This window comes from Agrobacterium tumefaciens, assembly GCF_013318015.2.
GTDB classification, from domain to species: Bacteria; Pseudomonadota; Alphaproteobacteria; order Rhizobiales; family Rhizobiaceae; genus Agrobacterium; species Agrobacterium tumefaciens.
Genome location: NZ_CP115841.1, coordinates 2712822 through 2737135 on the forward strand (window position 1 = coordinate 2712822; position 24314 = coordinate 2737135).

A 24314-nucleotide genomic window follows, 5' to 3' on the forward strand; every position below is an offset into this window, starting at 1 on the left:
CTATTTGCGCTTGAGAATATTCTTGAGCTTGTCCAGACCGCCGCGCTTGTTTTTGCGCAGAATGGTACGGCCTGTAATGGTATGGGCAATTTGCGAGAACGTTTCCGCGATCTGGGATTTTTCGTCCATCTCGCTGATCATGCGTCCGCTGTTGGCTGCATTTCCGAACAGCTGGGTGTCGAACGGAATGATGGCGACCGGCTCGATTTCCAGTGGGTCGAGAAAATCCGCAGGGGCGATCTCCGGGCGTTTCGGCATGCCGACCTGATTGAGAACGAGATGCGGTAACTTGTCGTTGGGTCTCAGTTTTATCAGCGCGTCGAACAGGTTCTTCGTATTACGCAGGTTTGCGAGATCCGGAACCGCCGTAATGACCACCTCGTCGGCTTCCGCAAGCACCGCCCGCGTCCAGTCACACCATTGATGGGGAAGGTCGAGAACGGCGACGGGCGCACTGCGCTGCAGAACCTCAAGAATCGGCAGAAACGCCTGACGATCGAAATCATAGGTCCTGTCGAGGAGAGAGGGTGCGGCCAAAAGTGAGAGGTGGTCGGAACATTTCGTCAGCAGACGGTCGAGGAACACCTCGTCCAGCCGCTCCGGCGAAAACACCGCTTCCGCCATGCCTTGAGCGGGATCCTGATCGAAATCGATGTTGGCCGTGCCATAGGCAAGATCCATATCCGCCAGAATGGTTTCGGTGGAGAAGAGGGTGGAGATGCCGAAGGCGCAATTATGCGCGATCGTCGACGAGCCCACCCCGCCTTTGGCGCCGATGAAGGCGATGTTGCGACCGAGCGGCTCCGCTTCCGGATCAACGAAGATCGTCGCGATCGAGGCCAATAGATCGGCCATGTTGATCGGTGCGACGAGATATTCGGAAATGCCGTTGCGGATGAGATCGCGATAAAGCGTTATGTCGTTGTGCCGGCCAACGATGATGACACGGGTGGTGGGGTCGCAGACCTCTGCCAGAGGAGCGAGATCATCCAGCAGCGAAGCCGGTGAGCTTGCTGTTTCGAGAACGATGAGATTGGGCGTGGGTGAAGCGGAAAACATCGTCGCCGCCGCGTTGATGTCGCCCTTGGTTACCCGCAGGGTGACCTTGCTCATCCGCCTGTCACTGGATAAGGCATCTATCACGCGCTGCATGTTTTCGCTGACGCAGAAGGCATGGACGGATATGCGGGGCAGGGGCCGCAGGCGATCCATATCCGAGGCACGCAGCGCCGGCTGTTCGGCTTCCGCGTCGCCGCTTGACTTGATATCGTATTCTACAGCGCTCATCGTCTTTCCTGCCCTGACAATTGTTGGAACCGCGTCAATTTGGCGTCGCCGTGTTTTTGCCGCTGCGATAGGCGTCAATCACCACTGCTCGGCGCTCCGCGTCGATCGGACTCATGCCACGCGGGCCAACCAGATCCATGGGGTTGGCAACCTGTGCCGCGAGATTGCTCTGGGAGGCACATCCGAAATTGTACCAGTTCTTGTTGGCAAAGGTATTGTCGGAAAGGTCTTCGGGCCATTGGCCGCATTGCCCGGTCATGGCGGTAACGGCCACATAGCTCAGGCGGATGGGGGCAGCGTCGCCATTCGGGGATGCAGCGTAACGTGTTTCCATGATCTTGCCAGAGGGCACACCAGCGCCGGAAAGCGCTGAGCGGATTTGTCTCGCCATTTTTGAAGCCGCTGCCGAGTTGGCTGATCCCGATGGCATCTGGATATTGACGATTCCCGTCGACATCGAGGCGTAATTCTGGGCGAAACCACGGACATTATCCGCCATTGCCGTGGTCAGCCGGCTATCGCCTGCTGACACCGGAATATCCAGCGAATGCTCGGCTTCCGACAGGGTGATCGGATGGCGCGTGCGGTAGTCGTCAGGAATGGCGTTGGTCGTCATCGGGTCGCGTGCGCAACCCTGCAACAGGCCGGCGGCAAGCGTCACCGTCACCATGGCGACGAGACCTGCCCGTCTGCCCGGCAGGCTTGAGGAAAAGGAAGAAGGGTTTTCCTGCATGACGTTTCCTGCCCGGACCGGGCTTGCTCTGAGGACGAGATTTCGTGCGTGTGTCGTCATTTGTAGATGAACCCCACTGATCCCTGATACGGAGCCGCCTGAACCTGGTCCTTGCGGCCATAGACCTTGTTGACACGGTTCATGAAATACATGGCGGCATCGTTTTCCGGGTTGAAGTTGTCATCCGGCCGGGCGATCTGGTTGCGCGCAACAGGACGTACCAGATAGGGCGTTGCTATGATGACAAGCTCTGTCTCGTTGCGGATGAAATCCTTGCTGCGGAAAAGCGTGCCGAAGATCGGGACTTTGGAAATGCCGGGAAGTCCAGACATGGCCTGGCGAATATTGTCCTGGACCAGACCTGCGATCACAATCGAGCCGCCGGATGGAAGTTCGACTGTTGTCGAGGTTTCACGTTTGCGGATCGACATGTAGGTGGAGCCTGGGATCGTGCGGCCCGCATTTCCGGTTACAACGTTGCCTTCATATGTCGGCTCGGAAACATTGGTCTCGATTTTAAGGCTGATCCGTCCCGGTGAAAGCACGACGGGCCTGAAGTTCAACGTGATGCCGTAGTCGACCGTGTTGGTGGTACGCGTTATGGTTGGCTGGCCCGTTTCCTTGTCGATGGTAACTTCCTGCTCTGCAGGCAGACGGAAATCGCCCCCCACGTAGAACTTGGCCTGTTCGCCGGAGATGGCGGTAAGACTTGGTTCGGCCAGAGTGCGCACGACACCCGCCTGTTCCATGGCGTTGAGATAGGAAGCAAAGTTGAGCGAGCCGGAGCCAATCGCGCCACTGGCTATTCGCGACGCACCGCTAATTGCATTTCCGAGATTGGACGGATTTGAAAATTCGAAACCGTTATTGCTTGTCGAGCTGCTGATGGAACCATTGAAGCCAAGCTGTTTCAGCACCTGCCGGCTAACTTCAGCAACGGTGACTTTCAGCGTCACCTGATCTTCGCCCTCAATCGTCAGCATATTGACGATCTGCGATGTCTGGCGGTTTTCGGCAAATATAGCCGCGTCACCGCCATTGTCACCGCCCGTCAGCGATATGTTGCGGGTGGTGGCTTCGCCGCCTTTCAGAAATGCTTCGGCAAGCTGGACAGCGCGTGCCGAATCCTGAGGTGTGCGCACTGACCCAGTGAGAACGATGTTGTCCGAAACGATCTCTACCTTGATGTCCGATTCGGGAATGAAACGGCGGATATTGGCCTCAAGCCCGGAGATATCGCGCTCGACCTCAAGATCAAGACTGACGATTTCGCGCCCACCATCTCCGAAAATGAAGATATTGGTCTGGCCCACCGTTTTTCCGAACAGGTAGATGCGCTTGGACGTACGGGTTACGGCATCGGCAAGGCTCGGATCGGCGACAAGAATGTCATGGGCATCCTCCGGCAGATCGATGACCAGTGCCTTGTTGAGACCGAGCTTCAGGCGCTTGCGAATGCCACTACCGCTTTCGGTGATCCGCACGATGCTCGCGCTTTGAGCCTCGGCTTCGCTGATACGCAAAAACGCGGGTGAGTGCTGACCCGGAATACCTGAAAAAGCCAGGCAAAATGCAAGGCTGCCCGCCATCGAGGAACGCAGGTGTTGTTTAATGCGCTTTGCCATGGAACCCCCGGTCATTGCGATGCTCCCTGTCCGGCTTTGACGATCGAACCGGATTTGATCACCTGAATCTCCGGCTGCCCGGAGCCGCCGTTGAGAAGGTAACCTGCTGAAAGCGTGTCGTTTTCCTGCGCATCGGCGACTGAGCGCAAAGCCAGCGTAAGGCGATCCGCCATCTGTTGCGCCACGGTGATGATTTTGGCCTGTTCGGGCGTGAGTTCGAGCGTTGCGGTTGCGCCCACGACGGCTGAGGTGCCGTCCTCGCCTTCCTTGATCTGCTGGTCGATCGCCAGAACACGGACATTGTTCAAAACATTTTCAGTTAAAAAATGACCTGAATCGCCCTTGCGGACCATGATGACATCGACTCGGTCATTCGGCAGCACGAAACCGCCAGCACCTGTCGAGACGGAAATTTCCGTGGCGACGGCGCGTTTGCCGGCTGGCAAAAGCGAGGACATGATGCGGGTGCTGGAATCTACCACTTTTTCAGGCCGTACCGGCTCGCCCTGAAACAAAGGCAGCCGCACGACAGCGCCGGATAGTTCGGTTATGGCGTTCGGGTTTTTCGCTTCCGTTATGAAGCTGTCGATGACGTTACCAGTGGGCCAGGGCGTCCAGTGTACCGAACTATCGTTCAGGCGGCTGCCAACGGGTAGGTTGACCGAGGAAACGAGAACGTTAACCGTCGGTTCCTTCTCTATGATCGTTTCCGCTTTTTCGATGACCTGCTTCGCGCCGGAAATCTGCATGGCAACGATGCCGGCAAGACCGGCGGCGACCAGGGCAACGGACAGAATGACGATACGCGACGGTTTCATGCTCGATCCTTGAGGGAATCAGATTCTTCTCCCGTCAGGATGGCCCGTCATTGGTATAATTATGGTTAATATTATGCTTGGATTTCTGGTTAACAGGCCTTTAACCTGCAGTGAACGCAGATTTCTCAGGAAAGACTTGCGATGGCGGCTTTCACAATTGGTGTTTCGCCATAGGTCAAAAGCCCGGCAATGGCGATGCCTATGCCATAGGGGATTTTCTTCGCAACCAGCAGGGAATCCGGAATGGGAATGCCGGCCGCCATGATTTCCTGCGAGCGCGATCGCAGAAGCAGGATTCCAAGCGTTAGAACACCGCCGATGAAGGTGACCGAAAGTAGAAATTCTATAAGGGAGATGTTGAAGCCGTACCAGACCGCTGCAGCAGTCAATAACTTTGCGTCTCCTCCACCCATGACATTGGTAGCGAATAGCGCAAAGCAAGAAAACAATACAACAATACCCGCAACAAGGCTCATTACATAAGTCTGCCAGTCCATGCCGGAAAAGGGGGCAACCACAGCAAAGGATAGGAGCAGTAGAAGCGGTATCCTGTTGGGGATAGTCATACTGAAAAGATCGTTGAGAGCGGCAAAGGCGAGACAAAGGGGTACGATCAGGAAAATTGCAGCTATTACCATGGTCGCCTCCCAAGGCATTTCTGTTCAAGACCGTAAGTTTTTTAATAAAAGTACGCCGCCTTATTGGCGGCGTACTTACATCTAATTTACACGCGTCTAGGCTTAGTTCGTGGCGGAAGGTGTATTGTTGCCAATTCTGGTGCCAAGGTTGGAGAACACGGTATTGAGCTTCGTGCCCACCGTCGTGGCGCCGCCGATGATGGCAACAGAAATAAGCGCAGCAATCAGGCCGTATTCAATTGCCGTTGCGCCGGACTCATCTTTCAGGAAGCGAGCGAAAATCTTGGTCATGGGTCTCTCCTAACTCTTGTGTTGTGTTCAGCACGCCGACAACTGTTTTCCGTTGTTCGGTTGCGTTCAAATTACAGGTGAGCGATTTCCAAGCGCTTAAAGAAGAGGATTAATCCAAAGTAAACGACAGGATGAGTTTCTCTTGGTAAACAAAACAAAAAAGTATTGTCTCTATTTTTATAGTTGCTGATAAACAAATATATTCCAGAGACTGTCAGTTTCTTATTTCCGGCAAAGTGTCCTTCCGGTGAGACATAGATGTTCAGTTTTGGTGCGGGACAGCGAGAACCTCGAAAATGTTGCCATGTCAGGCATGGTTACCGTTCACATTAGGGGCCTCTATCATTTAACGCTTCATTCACTAAAAACACGCATTCTGCTGCACAGTAAGTGCGGGTAGTGAGCAGGGGCGAAACGCGTGTCATCCGGAAAACTGGCGAAAATCGTGGTCGGCTTGTCCGTCATCCTATCGGGTTCGTTACAGCCTGTTTTTGCTCAGGAAGACATATTGCGCGTTTCGATGAACCACGCCCGTGTCCTTCGCCTCGACCGCCCCGTGAGTAAGGTTATTGTCGGCAACTCGAAAGTCGCCGATGCGACGGTTGCCGATGCCACCACGATCGTGTTGACCGGGCGCAGTTTCGGCACGACGAATCTTGTTCTTCTCGATGCCGAGGGCAATCCAATCGTCGATGAGCGCATTCTCGTCTCCATCGATGAGGGCAATACGGTTCGCGTTTTTCGACAGACGGAACGGACCGTGCTTTCCTGTACGCCGAATTGCGAACAGCATTCGCAAAACAGTGGCGACAAAGACGCCCAGCCTTAAGCGAACTGCAACCCAATACCAGGTCTGAATATATCGGAATTCCGCGCGCGGGAATGGCTGGCATTTTGTCAAAGTGACAAAGGCTTAGCGCTCGTCCTGGGCAGTATTTTTATGGGAAAAATCGGGGTTGATCGCCAGCAAAACGAAAAACCGCAACATGTTCCCCTGCGTTTTGCAGGAGGACTGAATGTTGCTGTTTTTTCGTCTAAGTGTTTGATCTGGCTAAGATCAAAAATGGAATGGTGCCCAGAAGAGGACTCGAACCTCCACACCCTTGCGAGTACCAGCACCTGAAGCTGGCGCGTCTACCAATTCCGCCATCTGGGCGACGGAGAGCGATGTACGAGGGCAGCCGCCCGGTGTCAACAGACTTTTTGAACTTTTATGACGATCATTGATTTTAAAGGGAAAAAACTTGGTTAGACGCTGTTGAAACATGTTGCCGCGTCAATTGTCGAGCCCTTCATGCTTCGTCCTGTCGACGTGACCTAGGTCCCGTTCCGGGTCGATGACATCGCGGATTCTCTGTTTGAGCTCTTTTGGACCGGGGAAACCGCCATCGCGCTTGCGCTCCCATATGGTTTCACCATCAACGGTGATCTCGAACAGGCCACCCGTTGAGGGAATGAGGCTGACTTCGCCGATGTCAGAAGCGAAGGTTTGCAAAATCTCCTGCGCCATCCATCCCGCACGAAGCAGCCAGTTGCATTGTGTGCAGTAGCGGATGGTTATGCGGGGCTTGGTCTCGGCCATGATCACGTCTCCTTCAGCGCCCGATGACAATAATGCTCACGATAATGTCAACTATGACACTCATGTTTTTACCTGCGGCATGCTTGTTCTTATCATGCTGCTTTGCGAACAGATAAGCCATCGAAGGCTAAAACGCGGAGATCCCATGGCCCAGTTCGACAATAATCGTCAGCGTCTTTTCGTTCCGGCGGTCGCACCTCTTTATAATTCGACACATGATCTGGTGGAGACCGTTCTGCGCGTCGTGGCCGGGCTTCTTCTTGTCACCCACGGCTTCGGCAAGATCGCCAATCCGTTCGGGGCTGTCGGCATGGTGGAGAGCCTCGGCTTTTATCCGGGTGTATTCTGGTCACCTCTCCTGGCCGCCACCGAATTTTTCGGTGGAATTCTCGTGGCCATTGGGCTGTTCACGCGGCCGGCATCCTTTGCCGCAATGATCGTGCTTTTAGTAACGGTCTATTTTCACGGTATCGTAAAGGCGGAAGGTCTGGGTGGCGCGGAAAAATCAGTTCTCTGGGCAGCCATTTTCCTGTTCTTCGCTGTCCGCGGCGGCAACCGGCATTCCGTCGACGCGAAGCTGTCGCGGGAATTTTAAGGTGCCACAGGCCGGCTTGTCCGCTTATTGCCTTGCTGACGATATTGCGCCTCTTGAAAATCCGTTTTTCTCGTGGTGAAGCTGAATTCGATCGGCGATACCGGCCGATCGAATTCCCCGTTGTCGGCAAGAGGCCCCATGCGCGTTGCAATTATCGAAAACATGGCGGGCACGCCGCATGGACAGATCGGCGTCGCTCTGGAAGAGGCAGGGGCTGACGTGCATGTCATCCGCGCCTATGCGGGTGAGCCTCTTCCTCTCGATGCAGCTGCACACGATGCGCTCGTCGTTTTGGGCGGGGAGCAGAACGCTCTTGACGACGTGCTTTATCCCTATCTTCCAGACCTCGCACTTTTGATGAAAGCGTTTGGCGATGCGGACAAGGCCGTGATGGGCGTCTGTCTCGGCAGCCAGTTGCTGGCGCGCGCCTATGGCGGAGAGAATATTCTGGCCGGCCCGCCCGAATTCGGCTGGGAAGACGTATCCCTCACGGAAGAGGGCGTGTCCGATCCGCTCTTGGCGGGGCTCGACAAGACATTTCCCATTTTTCAGTGGCATTGCGACACATTCACGCTTCCGCCCGAGGCAACGAGACTTGCGACCAATGGTGCAACGCGAAATCAGGCTTTTCGCGTTGGCCGCGCTGCCTATGGCACGCAATTTCATTTTGAGGCATCCACGGCCGTGGTAGACGGATGGTGTGAGGCATTCCCGGCTTCCGTCGAAAAAATGGCGCCCGGCTGGATGAACAATTACCACGATCACCGTGGCGGGCGTGCAGATGTGGCCGATGCGACCGGTCTGGAAATTGCCCGTGCCTGGGTACGGCTTGTCTGATCTGGCAATTATCGGTTGCGAATATGGCCAAGGCCGCTCAGAATTGAGTGTGTTTCACCGACGTTTGCCAAGGAGGCACCAAGATCATGTATAAATTCGAAATCTATCAGGACAGGGCCGGGGTATATCGCTTCCGCTTCAAAGCATCCAACGGGGAAACGATGTTTTCCTCCGAAGGATACAAGGCCAAGGCATCGGCCATCCACGCCATCGAATCGATCAAGAAAAATTCCCCCGGCGCCGATACGGTCGATCTGAGCACGATGACCGCCTGAAGCTCTCCGTTTCGCGAAACCTCGAGGCATTCTCCTGCCAGAAATGACGGGCGCGTTGGAAGGTGTCGGCGTAAAGATAAGATTCAGTCTTTTTTGATAATCTTCCGTTAGCAATTGTATTTCGAGGTTCCCGGGCGGCGTCAGAGTGCCCCTGGATTGTTTTGCGTACGGGTTCTCATGCGTTCATCGGCTGTGCCAGCACTTCTCTTCGGTTGCCTTCTGCTTGGTGGCTGTACGTCCAGTTCCGGGCCGGAAAGCCTGATGGCCGGCCTGCCGTCGAAGGAAACCACGAGCTCGGTTACGCCATCCGCGCCGGTGCCGCAGGCAAGCGTGGGCAGCCAACCCATCACGGCCCAGCCGCGACAGGAAGTTCTGGCATGGGGCGGGCCGGTGCCCGAAGAGCCAAAGGCCTTTTCAGCCGTTACCCCACGAGCGCCCGTGCCGCAGAACGCGCTTGAAACCCGTTTGCCGTCACCGTCACAGGCTGGAATGGTACGACCGGCAGAGCGTCCGATGGAGCGTCCGGTACAATTGGCCATGGCTGCAGCCCCGGCGGCCAGTGCCGGTGCGCAGATCCGTTCGCGCATTTTCCGCTCCAGCTTCAGCGATGCCAAACCCATCAATTTCGGCAGGGTCCAGCCGCGCCATTTTCAGGTCCACGGGGTGGATGTCTCGCGCTGGCAGGCCAATATAGACTGGCCGCAGCTGCGCACACGCGGCGCCAACTTCGCCTTCATCAAGGCGACGGATGGCGGCGATCATCTTGACCCGATGTTCCGCACCAACTGGCAGCGTGCAAAGGAAGCGGGCATCCGTCGTGGCGCCTACCATTTCTTCTACTGGTGCCGGTCGGCCGGCGAGCAGGCGGATTGGTTCATGCGCAACGTACCGCGCGATCCGGATGCGCTGCCGCCGGTGATCGACGTGGAATATAACGGCGAATCGAGCTGCAAGATGCGCCATTCCCGTGAGCGTATTCTGGAAAAGATGCGCGTGTTCATGGATAAGCTGGAGCGCCATTACGGCCAGCGTCCGATTATCTATACGGCGCCCGATTTTTATAAGGACAATCTGACCGGCGAGTTCCAGGACTATCCCTTCTGGCTGCGCGCCGTTGCCCAGCATCCGTCCGTGGTCTATCCCGGCCGCAAGTGGTTGTTCTGGCAATATTCCGGCTCCGGCCTGTCGCATGGTGTCGATGGACGCATCGATCTCAATGTCTTCAACGGCAGCGAGGATGCCTGGCATCGCTGGGTAGACCGCCGCTCGAGTTGACGGGGCGGGCGTCAGCGCGAAAATTTTCGCGCGCCGGCAACGCAGAGCACCACCACGAGCGTGATGGCGATCATCGCAGGGCTGACCTCCTCGTGAAGCAGGGTTGCTGCAAGCACCAGCCCGAAGAACGGCTGCAGCAATTGCAGCTGGCCCACCGCGGCAATGCCGCCAAGCGCCAGCCCGCGATACCAGAAGATGAAGCCGATCAGCATGCTGAACAGCGAGACATAGGCGAGGCCGCCCCAGGCCTGCGGGTCGATGCCTGCGAGGGTTTGCGGCCCTGTGAAAAAGGCAAGCGGCAGCATCAGAGGCAGGGAGAGCACCAGTGCCCATGAGATGACCTGCCAGCCCCCCAGTTTGCGGGAAAGGGCAGCACCCTCGGCATATCCCAGCCCACAGACGATAATCGCGCCCAGCATCAAGAGATCGCCGGCAAGTGATGCTCCGAGCCCGGAGGCCAGCGAATTCGACAATGAAAAGCCGGCAACGAGAACGCTGCCCAGGCAGGAAAAGAACCAGAAGGCGGGCCGAGGGCGTTCTCCCCCACGCAGTACGGCAAAAACCGCGGTTGCGAGCGGCAAAAGCCCAACAAAGACGATGGAGTGGGCCGAGGTGATGTGCCGCAAGGCGAGGGCAGTCAACAGCGGGAAGCCAACCACCACGCCGAAGGACACGATGAAAAGGGATGCCATATCATCGCGCGCCGGGCGTTTTTGCCGGAACACAAAAAGCAAAGCGAGCGCCAGAAGGCCGGCTATGCTGGCGCGGGCGAGGGTCAGGAACACCGGATCGAAACCCGTTACCGCAACCCGCGTGGCGGGCAGCGAGCCGCTGAATATCACCACGCCGATAAGGCCGCTCAGCCAACCGCTTGTCGTCTTGTCCATGACCGTCTCCTGCAATTTCCCTTTCTTGATCCGGAACGGCTGGTGAAAACAGCGACAATCATATACAATTTCAAGAAACTGTTATGGTTATTTGGACGGTACGGTTGGAGAGAAATGTGGACGGACAACTCGCGACTGGAACGCGCATAGAACAGGTGATGACCAGCATGCGGCAACGCATCGCCTCGCGAAGCCTCGTTCCCGGCGCCAGATTGCCATCCGTTCGAGCGCTTGCAAAAGCCATGCAGGTCTCCACTTCAACCGTCGTCGAGGCCTATGACCGGCTGGTTGCCGATGGCACCATAAGCTCGCGACCGGGTTCGGGATTTTATGTGGCGGGTCCGCTAGCGCCCCTGTCTCTGGCCGATATCGAGCCTCGGCTGGACAGGGCGGTGGATCCGCTCTGGGTGTCGCGCCAGGCGCTGGACGAGGGGGCGGCGCTTGCCAAGCCCGGCTGCGGCTGGCTTCCAGCGTCATGGATGCCGGAGCAAGCGCTACGGCGGGCGATGAGGGGGCTTGCCCGCGCGGATGCTTCCTTGCTGACGGATTATGCGAGCCCGATGGGGCTCTTGCCGCTACGCCAGCTTTTGTCCCGCAGACTTGCCGAACATGGCGTCCAGGCGGGCGCCAGCCAGATCATGCTCACCGATTCCGGCACGCAGGCGATCGATCTCCTGTGTCGTTTCCTGTTGCAGCCAGGGGATACGGTGATTGTCGATGATCCCTGCTATTTTAACTTCCGCGCTCTCTTGCGGGCGCATCGGGTGAAAATCGTTGGTGTGCCCTATACGCCGGCTGGACCGGACCTGCCGCTTTTCGAGCAGGCAGTGAAAGAGCATCAGCCGCGCCTTTATATCACCAATTCCGCGATCCATAATCCGACAGGCGCAAGGCTTTCCGCCGTTTCCGCCCATCGCCTGCTGATGCTGGCCGAACAGGCGGGCCTCACCATCATCGAGGATGATATTTTTGCCGATTTTGAAACGCAGGCGGCACCACGGCTGGCTGCTTTCGATGGTCTGAACCGGGTCGTCCAGATCGGCAGTTTTTCTAAAACCCTGTCTGCTTCCGTGCGGTGCGGTTTCATCGCAGCGCCTCCGGCATGGGTGGAAGCCCTGACCGATCTCAAGATTGCCACTGCTTTTGGTGGAGCAAATTTTTCGGCTGCATTGATCCTGTCGCTTTTGACTGACGGTAGTTATCGCAAGCATGTCGAGGCTCTTCGACAGCGTCTCGCGGCGGCGGTGCCTGAGGCGGCGGCGCGTTTGAAAGCGCTTGGATGTGTGCCGTGGATCGAACCGCAGGCGGGCATGTTCTTATGGTGCCGCCTGCCGGAGGGGGTCGACGCCGCCGATGTTGCACGTCGGGCACTGGCGCAACAGGTGGTGCTGGCACCCGGCAATGTTTTTAGCTCCGCGCAGAACGCATCCGCTTTCATGCGTTTCAATGTGTCGCAAATGGCCGCTCCTCAGGTCATGGCGGTGCTGGCAGATGCCCTCAGGCAGAGCGCGTAATTGTCGCCCATATCGTGCTGGCCGAGGAGAATCGGAACAAAATCCCGTGAACGCCGTTTTCTTCTCAGAATGAAGAGGAGGAAATACCATGACATTCGATCCAAACAATCCGCGCCCGGACCGTGATCTTCGTCCGGAACTGAATATCAGCAATGAACCGCTTGCCCGCAAGTCTCCGTCCTGGATGCCATGGCTGGCGATTCTCGTTGTCGCATTGGTAGGCGTTTTTGCCTGGTCGCAGATGAGCGGCCCGAACACCGATCCGGCCACGACATCCTCGACCATGCCGCCTGCGGCAACGCAACAGGCACCGGCGCCCGTGACTCCGACTGTCCCGGCAACACCGCCTGCCAACAATGCAGCACCGGCAAGCCCGAATACCGGCGGCACGCAGACGCAGCCGTAATGGGTTAGATCATCTGACAAAACCGCCTGCCTTCCGGCAGGCGGTTTTTTATTGCGCCAACTCTGCGGCGTTAGAGCTGATCCATCGCGGAGGGGTGGTTGGACAATCTGGACCAGCGGCCCATCGATTCCTCCGCCAGCGCCGAAAGCGTAATGTTTCCGAAGCGGGACAGGAGAATGGTCTCCGCCTCGTTCATGGCGTCGAAAAGGGCAGCATTGACGGCCTGCTCTATGACGCAGTTAGGATTATCTCCTGCCAGCCCAATCGAGAACAATTCCGGCGCGCCAAGCGCCCGGTAAATATCGAGCAGCGTGATTTCGCTGAGCGGTCGCGCCAGAACCCAGCCACCGCCATGGCCTTTTTCCGACGACACGTAACCGTGCTCCCGCAAGCCCGCCATGGTTCTGCGCACCACCACCGGGTTCGTCTGCAACATCGCCGCGATGCTTTCCGAGGTCGCCGCACCCTCGTGTTTCTCCATATGGATCAGAATATGCAGCACCCGTGAAAGGCGCGTGTCGTGTCTCATCGGTGAAATCCGCCTGTTTTTCGCGACATTACCAGTTAGCATATGACGTAACAATATAAGTTGCGTGACTATTGACTCTAAAATTCATGTAACAATATAAGTATCGTGAAACGAACGGGCGCTTCCGGCTCGGTGAACGATAGGTGCATCATGAAATACGACGTCATCATCATCGGCGGCAGCTATGCGGGCCTGTCCGCCGCCCTGCAGCTCGGGCGCGCGAGAAAAAACATCTTGGTGGTGGATGCGGGTGAGCGGAGAAATCGCTTCGCCAGCCATTCCCACGGTTTTCTCGGACAGGACGGCAAGGCGCCGGGCGACATCATCGCCGAGGCACGCCGCCAGATCGAGCGCTACCCGACGATACACTGGGCAAAGGGCAGGGTAACGAATGCCGAAGGATCATTCGATGACTTCGTCATCGAGATCGATGGCAATCGCCGCGAAAGGGCGGCCAGACTAATCCTTGCCACAGGCGTTACGGATGAACTGCCTGATATAGCCGGGCTGAAGGAACGCTGGGGCAGCGCCGTCTTCCATTGCCCCTATTGCCACGGATACGAACTGGATCAGCGCAGGATCGGCGTCATCGCGGCCTCACCGCTGGCCATCCACCATGCACTGATGCTTCCGGACTGGGGTGAAACGACCTTTTTTACCAACGGTATATTCGTGCCGGATGCTGAACAGAATGCGCTTTTGTCAGCCCGGGGCGTTCGGGTGGAAAAAGAGCGTATCAGAGAGATCGCAGGGCATGCGGATGTCGTTCTTGCGGATGGGCGCAGCATTGCTTTGGCCGGTCTTTTCACGCAACCGAAATTGCGGATTGCCTCGGATTGGATCGAAAAGCTCGGCTGCACCGTGGAAGAAGGGCCGATGGGGTCAAGCATCGTGACGGATGCCATGAAACAGACGACAGTGCGCGGAATCTTCGCATGCGGTGATGTGGCAAGGCCCGCTGGCTCGGTCGCTCTTTCCGTGGGCGATGGCGCCATGGCAGGGACTGCGGCTCACAGGTCGATCATGTTTCCGGAATGATCAGTGCGAAACAAGGCTTAGCCAGCGCCCCGGAGGCATTCCGAAGGCATTCTTGAAGTGGCGGGTAAAATGCGCCTGATCTGCAAAGCCGCAGGCAAACGCCGTTTCCGCAAGACCCGCACCCGCCCGCATCATGTCCTTGCATTTTTGCAGACGTCGCATGATGAGATAACGGTGCGGGCTCGTGCCAAACAGGGAGCGGAAGTGCCGAAAGAGCGTGAAGCGATCTAACCCGCTTATTTGCTCCAGCTTCTCTGAGCTGACGGCAAGCGCGCTGTTCTCCAGCAGGTAATCCCGGCAACGGAAAACGGCGATCCGGTCAAGCCGCTTGATTGTTCTCTTGCTTCCGTTCGAATGCTTCCAGAGCAGATCCGACAGTCTCGATTGCCAGTCGGTCAGGAGCAGATTGTCCGGCTCGCCTTCGAGATTGCCGAGAGCCTCTATCAGGCATTGCCGGAACTCATCGTCTTCGATGACGGGGTTTTTTGCAAATGGCAGCGCGTGAAATCCGGTCGCCACCTCCATGGTTTTTTCCGGCGGAAGGTAGAGCATACGGTAGCGCAGACCTTCGTCGGTGCCGGCACCACCATCGTGAACTTCGTCCGGATGCAGCACGATAACCTTTCCGGGCGTGCTGAAATGCGATGTGCCACGATAGGAAAAGGTCTGGACGCCGGAAAGCGTCACACCGAGCGCATAGGTGTCATGGCGATGGGGTGCATAGGCGTTGCCGTGAAAGCGCGCTTCAATGCGCTCGATCCCTTCGCTGGAAGGGGCCTGCACGATCCCCTCGAATTTGCACGAACGTTCAAGATCGCTCGTACCCTGAGGGGCTAGGGTCGCTTCTCTTTCGTAACCACAGCCAGATTGAGTTCGCATGTTTGATACCAAGATCGCCGTCATCCTTCGTGATGACCTTGCCGTGTGGCAAAAACTGAACGTCACCGCATTTCTCATGTCCGGCATCGTCGCCCAGACCAGAGAGATCATCGGGGAACCATACCGCGACGGGGCGGGTAACGTCTACAATCCCCTGTCCGTCCAGCCGATAGTCGTCATGGCCACGGATCAGGAGGCACTGCGCAAAATCCATCAGCGATCCCTGGAACGCGAGGTCACGACATCGCTCTATATCGAGGAAATGTTCGCAACCGGTCATGATGTTGCCAACCGCCAGGTGTTTTCGGAATTTTCTCCCGACAATGCAAAGGTCGTCGGCATGGCGCTTAGGGCGGACAAGAAAATCGTAGACAAGATTACCAAGGGCGCGAAGCTGCATGCCTGAGCAGCTGCCGTGAATGTAAAAAGGGAGGCCGTGAGCCTCCCTTGTCAAATCAGCGACGATTTAGCGGCCGCTTATTCGTCGTTCATCTTCAGCGCAGCGATGAAAGCTTCCTGCGGAATCTCCACCTTGCCGAACTGGCGCATGCGCTTTTTGCCTTCCTTCTGCTTGTCCAGAAGTTTGCGTTTACGCGTCGCATCGCCACCGTAGCACTTCGCCGTCACGTCCTTGCGCAACGCGCGCACGGTTTCGCGGGCGATGACCTTGCCGCCAATGGCCGCCTGGATCGGGATCTGGAACATGTGTGGCGGAATGAGTTCCTTCAGCTTTTCGCACATGCCGCGTCCGCGCCGGTCAGCCGCCGAGCGGTGGACCAGCATGGAGAGTGCGTCTACCGGGTCGCCGTTCACGAGGATCGACATCTTGACGAGATCGCCTTCACGATAGTCGATAATGTTGTAGTCGAACGAGGCGTAACCCTTCGAGATGGATTTCAGGCGGTCGTAGAAATCGAACACCACTTCGTTGAGCGGCAATTCATAGGTGATCATCGCGCGGTTGCCGACATAGGTCAGCTCCGTCTGCAGGCCGCGCCGGTCCTGACAGAGTTTCAGGATACCACCGAGATATTCGTCGGGTGTCAGGATCGTCGCCTTGATCCACGGTTCGCGGATTTCCTTGATCTTCACGACATCAGGCATATCCGCCGGGTTGTGCAGTTCCTTCTCGGTGCCATCCGTCAGCGTCATTTCATAGACGACCGAAGGTGCTGTGGCGACGAGATCGAGATTGAACTCGCGCTCGAGGCGTTCCTGAATGATTTCAAGATGCAGCAGACCGAGGAAGCCGCAACGGAAACCAAAGCCGAGAGCGGCAGACGATTCCATTTCGAAGGAGAAGGAGGCGTCGTTGAGGCGAAGCTTGCCCACCGCCGCGCGCAGATCTTCGAAGTCGGCTGCATCAACAGGGAAGAGGCCGCAGAAAACCACGGGCTGCGCTGGCTTGAAGCCGGGCAGGGCCTGCGCCGTCGGGCGCTTGTCGTCGGTAATGGTATCGCCAACACGCGTATCGGCGACTTCCTTGATCGAGGCGGTGATGAAACCGATCTCGCCGGGGCCGAGGCTGTCGACATTGACCATCTTCGGGGTAAGTACGCCAACGCGCTCGACGCCGTATTTCGCGCCGGAACCCATCATGCGGATCTGCTGGCCCTTGGTCAGCACGCCGTCGATGACGCGCACCAGAACCATGACGCCCAAATAGGTGTCGTACCAGCTGTCGACGAGCAGCGCCTTGAGCGGCCCGTTCTCGCCGACTTCGCTCTTCGGCGGTGGCAGGCGGTTGACGATGGCTTCGAGAACATCGGGGATGCCAAGCCCGGTCTTGGCCGAAATCAACACAGCTTCGGAAGCATCGATGCCGATTACTTCCTCGATCTGTTCCTTGATGCGGTCGGGTTCGGCGGCAGGCAGGTCGATCTTGTTTAAGACCGTCACCAGCTCGTGATTATTGTCGATCGCCTGATAAACGTTGGCCAGCGTCTGGGCTTCCACCCCCTGAGATGCGTCCACCACCAGCAGCGAACCTTCGCAGGCCGAAAGCGAGCGGGACACTTCGTAGGCAAAGTCGACGTGGCCGGGCGTGTCGATGAGGTTCAGCACATAGGTTTCGCCGTTATTCGCCTTGTAGTGCAGGCGCACGGTCTGGGCCTTGATGGTGATGCCGCGCTCGCGTTCGATATCCATCGAATCGAGAACCTGTTCCGACATATCGCGCTCGGCAAGGCCGCCTGTCGACTGGATCAACCGGTCGGCCAGCGTCGATTTGCCGTGATCGATGTGGGCAACGATCGAGAAGTTGCGGATATGGTCCAGGGGCGTGCGGGTCGAATTTGTGCTCATGCCCCGCGCTATAGCAGGGGCTTCTCATGCCGCAAAGCGGGAATTTGGTTAAAAGCCCTTTAAAATGGGCTTTTCAGATCGCAAACTGCTCCGGCCAGTCGCGGCGGGTGGCCACTTGTCCTTCGGTTCTAAGCTTGGCCACGGCAGCAAGGTCGATATCGGCGATCAGCAACGTGCTGTGTGTCACCGCATCGCTTTCGCTTTCCGCGACGATACCCGATGCCGGCATGCCATAGTCGGATGGCACGTAAAGTGCTGCGCGGCCACGATTTTCATCGACGGCGGGAGACCATGGAGCCTCACCCGCCGTGGGGGAGGAGAGAACGGCATATTGGTTTTCCAACGCCCGCGCCTGCGCGCCGATGCGCACCCGGTAGGCGCCGGCCAGCGTATCGGTGCAGCTGGGAGCGAGAACCAGTTCGACGCCAAGCTCGGCCAGCTTCCGGCCAAGCATCGGGAACTCGTTGTCGTAACAGATGAGGATGCCGAGCCTGCCGATCGGCGTCTCGAAGGCTTTCAGGCCCTCGATGCCGGCATGGATGTTCCATTGCTCCCGCTCGAAGCGCGTCATGATCTGCTTGTCCTGATACCCGATCAGTCCGTTGGGGCCGAACAGCCATGCGCGGTTGCGGAACTTGCCGTCCTTGTCTTTCACTGGCGCGCTGCCCGGCTGAAACAGGATTTGATGTTGCCGCGCCAGCTCTTCACAAAGCTCGACCCATGAGGGGATGAGCGGCTGTATCTCTTCGATGGAGCGGTGCAGGTCCGAGCGCGCATCGGGCGGCAACTGCCCGGTCAGCGTCATGGCCGAATATTCCGGCAACAGCAGCAGCTCGGCGCCTTTTTCTTTCGCCTCGCGCACGATGGCGGAAAGATGGGCGGCATAGCCTTCCCATGTCTCGATGAGTTCGATGGCATATTGGCTGGCGGCGAGTTTCGTCATCTGTTTTCCTCTCCGACAGCAATGGTCTTCATCCAGAAGGACAGGGGCTTTGGGCTTTCGGTGCTCTCGTCTAGATCCCGCCAGGTGAAGCTGGTGTGCAATTCCGGGTGATGGCGATAGCCGCGTTTTTCCCAGAAGGCATTCAGCGGCACGTAATCCAATGGCCGGCGCGGGTGGTCGGCGGGGCGCTCGACCGCGCAGAAGGTGCAGCAGTTGAAGCCGAGCTTGCTCGCATGCGCCTCCCGCTCCGCAAAGAACCGCACCCCGATGCCATGCCCGCGATAGCTGGGCAGAAGCACGCTTTCGCCGAAGTAAAATATCCGGTCCGGATCGTAACCCGCCTTCAGGAAGGGCGCCTTCACCTCGTCGGTCTCGGCCGCCATCGGCATGCCGGTGGACATGCCCACCACGTGTGCGCCATCCAGCGCCAGCACGAAAACCGCGCCTTTCGTGTCGGCATAGGTGGCGAGATATTTGCGCTCGTAATCCAGCGATCCGTCATAGAGATAGGGAAAGGCGCGAAACACTTTGATCCGCAAGCGCGCAAGGTCATCGAAATAGGGCGCGGCCTCGATGCCGGAAAGAGACTTGATTTCGACGGTCATGGGCATTTTCACTTTCGGTTGCACTGGTTATACCGTCATGGAAAACCCGCGCAAGCATTGAACGGAGAAGACAATGACCGCCACTGAGACCATCCGCGCCTACTACGATGCCTTCAACCGTCAGGACATGGATGCCTTTCTGGCGCTTCTTCACGACGAGGTGGTACATGACATCAATCAGGGCGAGCGTCAGACCGGAAAGCCTGCTTTTGCATCCTTCATGCAGCACATGAACCGCTGCTATAAGGAAAACCTCACCGACATGGTCATCATGGCGAGCGAGGACGGCAAGCGCGCCTCTGCGGAATTCATCGTGAACGGCGAATATCTCGCAACCGATGAAGGCCTGCCGGAAGCCGATGGCCAGACATACGTCCTGCCGGCTGGTGCATTCTTTGACCTGAAAGATGGAAAAGTTAGTCGAGTAACGAACTACTATAATCTGAACGATTGGATCGCCCAGGTCGCTGCCTGATGCATCTTTGCCGCACGCCGAACCCGCGGTAAAAAAGCGATCGCAATTTCCATTATGGTAGATATTGACTCCATCATGTGAGAATGTATTCTCGCATGATGGAAAACGAAGATCATATTCTCGAACGCTCTATCGGCGACCGCATCAAGACGTTGCGCGCCGAAAATGGTTTGACCCTGGACCGGCTCGCCGCCGAATCCGGCGTCAGCCGCGCCATGATTTCGCGCATCGAACGTGGCGAGGCGAGCCCCACGGCCTCGCTTCTTGCCCGCATCTGCGCAGCGCTAGGCCTGTCGCTCTCCGGCTTTTTCGCCGAAGACGAAGAGGCTGTTTCACCGCTGGTGAAAAAGCGTGACCAGCAGCTCTGGAAAGACCCGGAGACCGGTTATGTGCGCCGTGCCATCTCCCCGCCACGCGTCGGTTCCGATGTCGATATTGTCGAGGTCGAGTTCCCGGCGGGCGCACGTGTCGGTTTCCCGCCGCATGCGGCAAGCCGCGGAATGACGCAATATGTCTGGCTTTTTGAAGGTGTGCTGGAGATGACGAGCGGTGGAGACGTGCACCGGCTGGAACCCGGCGATTGCCTTTTCATGCCGGTGGGTGAGGGACATGTCTTCCACAATCCCTCAGAAAAACCTGCCCGTTATGCCGTCGTGCTGGATCAAAGACAGCGCTGATTTTCCCCGACAGGAGTTATTAATGGCCACCATCCGCGTATTGAACCGGGCAGAGACGATCAATGCCTTGCCCGAACTTTGTGACGTTATCGCCGACTGCGTGAATGGCGGCGCGTCTGTCGGTTTCATGCTGCCTTTCTCCCCAAAAGATGCCGAGCCGTTCTGGCAGGATGTAGCCGATGCCGTGGAAGCAGGCAGCACCATTCATGTGGTGGCGGAAGTAAACGATAAAGTGGTGGGCACGGTGCAGGTCGGTCTGGCCTCCAAGCCCAACCAGCCACATCGCGGTGATCTGATGAAGCTTCTTGTGCATCGGTCGGCACGCGGGCTGGGACTTGCACGAAAGCTCATGGAAAAGGTGGAGCAGGAAGCGGCAAAACGTGGCCGTACCCTTTTGGTGCTGGATACGGCCACGGGTAGCGATGCGGAGGCAATTTATCCCCGTCTTGGCTGGGAACGCGTCGGCGTCATCCCCGACTATGCGCTTTTTCCCGACGGGCGTTATTGCGGCACGACGCTGTTTTACAAAAGGATCGGCTAGGTTTTTATTGTTATTGACCCGGCTTCAGCGTGCGGTTGAAGGCGTTGACGATCATCGTTTCCAGCTGTGCATGAATATCCTTACGGTCGCGGGGCCCGGCCGGTTCGCAGATCGGATCGCGCTCGCCAACGGATTTGAGAAACGCGTCGGCATCCGGCTTGCAAAGGGGCAGGAAGCTAAAATGGTTGGCCTCGTCAACCTGTTGGTAAGTAGAGGCAGGCACTTGTGCTGCAAGCTCGTCGGCAAGGACAGCGGGCGGTATTTTACCTTCGCTGCCAAGATTGATGAAGGTCAGCGGAATATCGATTTGTCTAAGGCTGTCCGGCTGGAACGCCAGCGCCAGACCCGGATCGACCAACACGGCGGAACGGATGCGTGGATCGCGGTTCTGCTGCTCGAAACGGGTCTTGTCGATGGTTCTGAGATCGACCTTCGGTACGCTGACCGGCTCGTTATTGACATAGGCCCGGCCGCCGGCAAACCACTGGCAATCCATCATTGCTGCATTCTCTTCACAATAGCGCACATAGGCGTCAAGATCGGCGCGTGCACCTGCAATCTCCATCGCCGCGCTACCGCCCAGCGAAAAGCCGAGAACACCGATGCGTTGCGCATCGATCGCACCCGACCACGTGGCGTCCGTCGTCAAGGCCGTGACGATTGTGGATAGATCGTTGGTCCGCTCCCAGATTTTCGGCGTGTCGGCAGGCGTCGAGTCACCACTGGTCGTGCCGGGATGATTGGTTCCGGCGACGATGAAACCTTCGCTGGCGAGTTTCGCGGCGATCCAGGCCATGCCTTCAGCGCGCGAGCCGGACCCGTGCGAAATCAACACGAGGGGGAAATGGCCGTCCTTGATGGTCGCGTCCTTCCGAACCGCCGTTCCCTGAAAGATACGGTTCTCGGAGGAAAGCGCCGGTATGCCGTCTCCGCCTTTGGCCGGATACCAGATCGTAACGTCAAGGTTTGTGTCGCGAGCCTTGGAAGAAACTGGGATGCTGGTAAGCCCGACATCCTCTGCGGCAAATGCCTGCGGGGAAAAAGCCGCGCACATCAGAAGTGCGACAAGGGTGTTTTTCAGTGTCATGAGAGCCTCTCCGTTTGACAAGGTGGATGCTCCCGTTTTCCTTCTAGGGTGAATAAATGCGTCCTTGATCGCGTTAAAGGTCGTGCCGAAACGCGATCTGGTCCATGAATGGGTGGTAATTCATCGCTTCGGGATCGTTATCCGTGCTTTTCATTCCATTGCCTTTTGTCGTCGCACTTCTGCTGGTCGTCATGTTCATCGTCTTCTTTCGAGGCGCAGAGGATATGCGAACCAACCGGGCGTTTCTGGCGCTCATCGCGCTTTGCGCCGTGCAGTCCGTTCTTGTCGGCTTGCGCTGGGGATATGGTGTGAGCGAAGCGCGTTATGTTTTGCCTGTTCTGGCTGCCTGCCTGCCGCCTCTCGTCTACATCGCCTTTCGCGGACTGATGGGCGTTGGAGTTGAAAGCAGGAGGGCGATGTTTGCCAGTCTTGTGCTTTCACCTTTCTTCGTCGTCTTTCTGGAGTTCGTCCTTCCTGTTGCGATCGATTTTGCGCTGATCGTGATTTTTGTCGGGCACGCCATTGCCTTGCTTCTCTTGGCAAGAAAAGGGCCGGATGGGCTGGACGAAGCGCAATTTGCCAGCGTCGCATCTGCGCATAAGGCGCTCATTGTCGCCGCGGTCGCTCTCTGCGTTTCCGCGTTCTTCGATCTTCTGGTGTTTTTCGATTTCGAGTGGGCGCATGGAGAAAATGTCGCCGCACTTGTTAGCAATGCCAATCTTCTCGGGCTTCTGCTGATCGGTCTCATGGCTGCACTTGCCGGCAAAAGCAAAGCGCCGCAAACGGCTGCCCAGCCTGCTGCGGAGTTGTCTTCACCGGCGCCTTCACAACAGGACCGGGACGTTGTCGAAAGGCTTGATCGCTTGATGGAGACCCACACGCTCTACCGCGATGAGAACCTAAACCTGTCACGGCTCGCAAAACGTCTCGGTCTGCCGAGCCGGCAAATCTCGGGCGCGATCAATCGCTCGCTCGGCGTTAACGTCTCGCAATATGTCAACCAGCTGCGCATCCGCGAAGCCTGCCGGCTGCTGGAGGAGACGGATCAGTCGGTCACTGCGATCATGCTGTCTTCCGGCTTTCAGACCAAATCCAACTTCAACCGGGAATTTCGCCGCGTCACCGGCATGAGCCCGATGGACTGGCGTGAACGCGAGGTGTGGAAGCTGGTGTCGAATACAAAAACGGCCACCCGGCAGATGCCGGATGGCCGTTTGAAGATCCTGAAATGAGGATCAGAGCGTGCCGTTGCGCTGCTGGATCATCATATAGGTGTCATAGGTATATTCGGCGATCTGTGCCCAGAGATAGGCGTCCTTCTTGAACGCCTGCTGGCTTTCGTAGATCTTCTTGAAGCTCTCGTTCTTGGCCGAAATCTCGGCATAGGTGTCCTGCGCCGCCTTGTGGCAGACATCGAGGATTTCCTGGCTGAACGGCCGCAGGATGGCGCCCTGCGCCACGAGTTCCTTCAGAGCCTTCGGATTGCGCGCGTCATAACGCTCCAGCATGCTGGCGCTGCCGGCGGCGCAGGCGTCTTTCAGAATACGCTTGTAGTTCTCCGGCAACTCGTTGAACTTCTGCAGGTTCACGAAAGCATGAACGGCTGGGCCACCTTCCCACCATGCGGGGTAGTAGTAATATTTCGCAACCTTGTAGAAGCCGAGCTTCTGGTCGTCATAGGGACCGACGAATTCGGTTGCATCGATGGTGCCCTTTTCCAGTGCAGCGTAAACATCGCCGCCGGCGATCTGCTGCGGTGTCACGCCAACCTTCTGCATCACCTGGCCGGTCAGGCCCGCAATGCGCATTTTCAAGCCCTTCAGGTCATCGATGGTGTTGATTTCCTTGCGGAACCAGCCGCCCATCTGGGCGCCGGTATTGCCGAGCAGGATCGAGTAGATATTGTGCTGGGCAAGAAACTCATTGAGCAACTCGTTGCCGCCCGCCTGGTTGAACCATGCATTCGTCTGGCGTGCATTGAGACCGAAGGGAACCGAGGTCCCGAGCGCGAAGGTCGGGTCCTTGCCAACATAGTAGTATGAGCAGGTATGCGCCATTTCGACGGTTCCGGCCGTCACCGCATCCGCTGCCTGCAGCGCCGGCACGATTTCGCCACCGGCGAAATGCTGGATGACGAAGTTGCCGCCGGATGCTTCCTTGACATGATCGGCGACGATCTGGCCGGCACCGAATAGAATGTCGAGGCCCTTGGTGAATGACGACGTCATGCGCCAGGTGATTTTGGGGTTTTCCTGCGCAATGGCCGGAGCGGCCAGCACGGTTGCGGTAACACCGGCACCAACAGCGCCCGCCTTGCGAATAAATGATCTGCGATCCATGTCGATAAGCCCTGATATGTCTGCATATTACAGGCGAACCGTACGGTACGCCTCCCACTGGCTACTAAACATTTATCCTCGCGGCCATCAAGGGGAATATTTGAACTTGCCGGGCCTGCTATCATCGCCCGGAT

At 57.4% G+C, this 24314-nt stretch carries 28 protein-coding genes and 1 tRNA gene; 13 read left to right on the plus strand and 16 right to left on the minus strand.

Features of this window, described 5'->3' with window-relative positions:
* The 6 genes from G6L97_RS13155 to G6L97_RS13180 form a co-directional block, all read right to left on the minus strand.
* On the minus strand, window positions 1-1287 hold the full coding sequence (locus G6L97_RS13155; RefSeq protein ID WP_013635296.1) for an AAA family ATPase: 1287 nt from the start codon (window positions 1285-1287) through the stop codon (window positions 1-3).
* A 34-nt stretch (window positions 1288-1321) separates the two neighbouring features.
* Entirely contained in the window at window positions 1322-2020 is a 699-nt protein-coding gene (locus G6L97_RS13160; RefSeq protein ID WP_041694292.1) for a CpaD family pilus assembly protein, read from the minus strand.
* A 56-nt stretch (window positions 2021-2076) separates the two neighbouring features.
* Window positions 2077-3660: a type II and III secretion system protein family protein gene (locus G6L97_RS13165; protein WP_080799768.1), complete on the minus strand. Its 1584-nt coding sequence runs from the start codon at window positions 3658-3660 to the stop codon at window positions 2077-2079.
* Complete coding sequence (gene cpaB / locus G6L97_RS13170; RefSeq protein ID WP_003514566.1) at window positions 3657-4463, minus strand: Flp pilus assembly protein CpaB; 807 nt, start codon at window positions 4461-4463, stop codon at window positions 3657-3659. The genes G6L97_RS13165 and cpaB overlap by 4 nt, the downstream gene beginning before the upstream one ends.
* A 125-nt stretch (window positions 4464-4588) precedes the next feature.
* The gene (locus G6L97_RS13175; RefSeq protein ID WP_111782950.1) at window positions 4589-5101 is read right to left on the minus strand and encodes an A24 family peptidase; all 513 of its coding nucleotides are present in this window, start codon (window positions 5099-5101) and stop codon (window positions 4589-4591) included.
* 102 nt (window positions 5102-5203) lie between these two features.
* Window positions 5204-5392: a Flp family type IVb pilin gene (locus G6L97_RS13180; RefSeq protein WP_019564496.1), complete on the minus strand. Its 189-nt coding sequence runs from the start codon at window positions 5390-5392 to the stop codon at window positions 5204-5206.
* Window positions 5393-5837: 445 nt separating this feature from the next.
* Between G6L97_RS13180 and G6L97_RS13185 the strand changes: the two genes are divergently transcribed.
* Window positions 5838-6221, plus strand: a complete 384-nt coding sequence (locus G6L97_RS13185) for a pilus assembly protein N-terminal domain-containing protein (protein WP_046205577.1) — start codon at window positions 5838-5840, stop codon at window positions 6219-6221.
* A 240-nt stretch (window positions 6222-6461) separates the two neighbouring features.
* On the opposite strand, the gene G6L97_RS13190 is transcribed toward G6L97_RS13185, so the two are convergent.
* Both G6L97_RS13190 and G6L97_RS13195 read right to left on the minus strand, forming a co-directional pair.
* Window positions 6462-6548, minus strand: a tRNA-Leu gene (locus G6L97_RS13190).
* Between the two features lie 120 nt (window positions 6549-6668).
* Complete coding sequence (locus G6L97_RS13195) at window positions 6669-6974, minus strand: SelT/SelW/SelH family protein (protein WP_003514570.1); 306 nt, start codon at window positions 6972-6974, stop codon at window positions 6669-6671.
* Between the two features lie 145 nt (window positions 6975-7119).
* On the opposite strand from G6L97_RS13195, the gene G6L97_RS13200 reads away from it, so the two are divergent.
* From G6L97_RS13200 to G6L97_RS13215, 4 genes are all read left to right on the plus strand, one after another.
* Window positions 7120-7569: a DoxX family protein gene (locus tag G6L97_RS13200; RefSeq protein ID WP_003514571.1), complete on the plus strand. Its 450-nt coding sequence runs from the start codon at window positions 7120-7122 to the stop codon at window positions 7567-7569.
* Window positions 7570-7707: 138 nt separating this feature from the next.
* Complete coding sequence (locus G6L97_RS13205) at window positions 7708-8406, plus strand: type 1 glutamine amidotransferase (protein WP_162686707.1); 699 nt, start codon at window positions 7708-7710, stop codon at window positions 8404-8406.
* Between the two features lie 86 nt (window positions 8407-8492).
* Complete coding sequence (locus G6L97_RS13210; protein ID WP_111782890.1) at window positions 8493-8681, plus strand: YegP family protein; 189 nt, start codon at window positions 8493-8495, stop codon at window positions 8679-8681.
* Window positions 8682-8858: 177 nt separating this feature from the next.
* Window positions 8859-9956 (plus strand): glycoside hydrolase family 25 protein, encoded by a 1098-nt coding sequence (locus G6L97_RS13215; RefSeq protein ID WP_174002567.1) that lies wholly within the window; start codon window positions 8859-8861, stop codon window positions 9954-9956.
* A gap of 11 nt (window positions 9957-9967) precedes the next feature.
* Here the strand turns inward: G6L97_RS13215 and G6L97_RS13220 are convergent, their stop codons facing one another.
* Window positions 9968-10843 carry a DMT family transporter gene (locus tag G6L97_RS13220; protein WP_003514586.1) on the minus strand — a complete coding sequence of 292 codons (876 nt, stop codon included), beginning with the start codon at window positions 10841-10843 and terminating at the stop codon, window positions 9968-9970.
* Between the two features lie 116 nt (window positions 10844-10959).
* Here G6L97_RS13220 and G6L97_RS13225 point away from each other — a divergent pair, with 116 nt between their 5' ends.
* Both G6L97_RS13225 and G6L97_RS13230 read left to right on the plus strand, forming a co-directional pair.
* Complete coding sequence (locus G6L97_RS13225; protein WP_162686708.1) at window positions 10960-12357, plus strand: aminotransferase-like domain-containing protein; 1398 nt, start codon at window positions 10960-10962, stop codon at window positions 12355-12357.
* Window positions 12358-12445: 88 nt separating this feature from the next.
* Window positions 12446-12763 (plus strand): hypothetical protein, encoded by a 318-nt coding sequence (locus G6L97_RS13230; protein ID WP_003514590.1) that lies wholly within the window; start codon window positions 12446-12448, stop codon window positions 12761-12763.
* Between the two features lie 70 nt (window positions 12764-12833).
* Here the strand turns inward: G6L97_RS13230 and G6L97_RS13235 are convergent, their stop codons facing one another.
* Entirely contained in the window at window positions 12834-13292 is a 459-nt protein-coding gene (locus G6L97_RS13235) for an Rrf2 family transcriptional regulator (protein WP_019564490.1), read from the minus strand.
* 150 nt (window positions 13293-13442) lie between these two features.
* Here G6L97_RS13235 and G6L97_RS13240 point away from each other — a divergent pair, with 150 nt between their 5' ends.
* Window positions 13443-14330 carry an NAD(P)/FAD-dependent oxidoreductase gene (locus G6L97_RS13240; RefSeq protein WP_111782888.1) on the plus strand — a complete coding sequence of 296 codons (888 nt, stop codon included), beginning with the start codon at window positions 13443-13445 and terminating at the stop codon, window positions 14328-14330.
* Here the strand turns inward: G6L97_RS13240 and G6L97_RS13245 are convergent, their stop codons facing one another.
* Window positions 14331-15113, minus strand: a complete 783-nt coding sequence (locus G6L97_RS13245) for an AraC family transcriptional regulator (protein WP_162686726.1) — start codon at window positions 15111-15113, stop codon at window positions 14331-14333.
* Window positions 15114-15207: 94 nt separating this feature from the next.
* Between G6L97_RS13245 and G6L97_RS13250 the strand changes: the two genes are divergently transcribed.
* Complete coding sequence (locus G6L97_RS13250) at window positions 15208-15615, plus strand: DUF2000 family protein (protein WP_003514594.1); 408 nt, start codon at window positions 15208-15210, stop codon at window positions 15613-15615.
* A gap of 71 nt (window positions 15616-15686) precedes the next feature.
* On the opposite strand, the gene lepA is transcribed toward G6L97_RS13250, so the two are convergent.
* From lepA to G6L97_RS13265, 3 genes are all read right to left on the minus strand, one after another.
* Window positions 15687-17525: a translation elongation factor 4 gene (gene lepA / locus G6L97_RS13255; protein WP_025592156.1), complete on the minus strand. Its 1839-nt coding sequence runs from the start codon at window positions 17523-17525 to the stop codon at window positions 15687-15689.
* A 61-nt stretch (window positions 17526-17586) separates the two neighbouring features.
* Window positions 17587-18456 (minus strand): carbon-nitrogen hydrolase family protein, encoded by an 870-nt coding sequence (locus G6L97_RS13260; protein ID WP_003514598.1) that lies wholly within the window; start codon window positions 18454-18456, stop codon window positions 17587-17589.
* Complete coding sequence (locus tag G6L97_RS13265) at window positions 18453-19061, minus strand: GNAT family N-acetyltransferase (protein WP_162686709.1); 609 nt, start codon at window positions 19059-19061, stop codon at window positions 18453-18455. Before G6L97_RS13265 ends, G6L97_RS13260 begins: the two co-directional genes overlap by 4 nt.
* Window positions 19062-19134: 73 nt before the next feature.
* Between G6L97_RS13265 and G6L97_RS13270 the strand changes: the two genes are divergently transcribed.
* From G6L97_RS13270 to G6L97_RS13280, 3 genes are all read left to right on the plus strand, one after another.
* Complete coding sequence (locus G6L97_RS13270; RefSeq protein ID WP_035197705.1) at window positions 19135-19536, plus strand: ketosteroid isomerase-related protein; 402 nt, start codon at window positions 19135-19137, stop codon at window positions 19534-19536.
* Between the two features lie 95 nt (window positions 19537-19631).
* The gene (locus tag G6L97_RS13275; RefSeq protein WP_065703672.1) at window positions 19632-20213 is read left to right on the plus strand and encodes a helix-turn-helix domain-containing protein; all 582 of its coding nucleotides are present in this window, start codon (window positions 19632-19634) and stop codon (window positions 20211-20213) included.
* A gap of 22 nt (window positions 20214-20235) precedes the next feature.
* Window positions 20236-20754, plus strand: a complete 519-nt coding sequence (locus G6L97_RS13280; protein ID WP_080799743.1) for a GNAT family N-acetyltransferase — start codon at window positions 20236-20238, stop codon at window positions 20752-20754.
* Window positions 20755-20764: 10 nt separating this feature from the next.
* On the opposite strand, the gene G6L97_RS13285 is transcribed toward G6L97_RS13280, so the two are convergent.
* Window positions 20765-21841, minus strand: coding sequence for an alpha/beta hydrolase family protein (locus G6L97_RS13285; protein ID WP_111782886.1), 1077 nt, complete (start codon window positions 21839-21841; stop codon window positions 20765-20767).
* Between the two features lie 143 nt (window positions 21842-21984).
* Here G6L97_RS13285 and G6L97_RS13290 point away from each other — a divergent pair, with 143 nt between their 5' ends.
* Window positions 21985-23073 (plus strand): helix-turn-helix transcriptional regulator, encoded by a 1089-nt coding sequence (locus tag G6L97_RS13290; RefSeq protein WP_065703678.1) that lies wholly within the window; start codon window positions 21985-21987, stop codon window positions 23071-23073.
* Window positions 23074-23076: 3 nt separating this feature from the next.
* Here the strand turns inward: G6L97_RS13290 and G6L97_RS13295 are convergent, their stop codons facing one another.
* Window positions 23077-24180 carry a TRAP transporter substrate-binding protein gene (locus tag G6L97_RS13295; protein ID WP_003514611.1) on the minus strand — a complete coding sequence of 368 codons (1104 nt, stop codon included), beginning with the start codon at window positions 24178-24180 and terminating at the stop codon, window positions 23077-23079.
* Window positions 24181-24314: the final 134 nt, after the last annotated feature.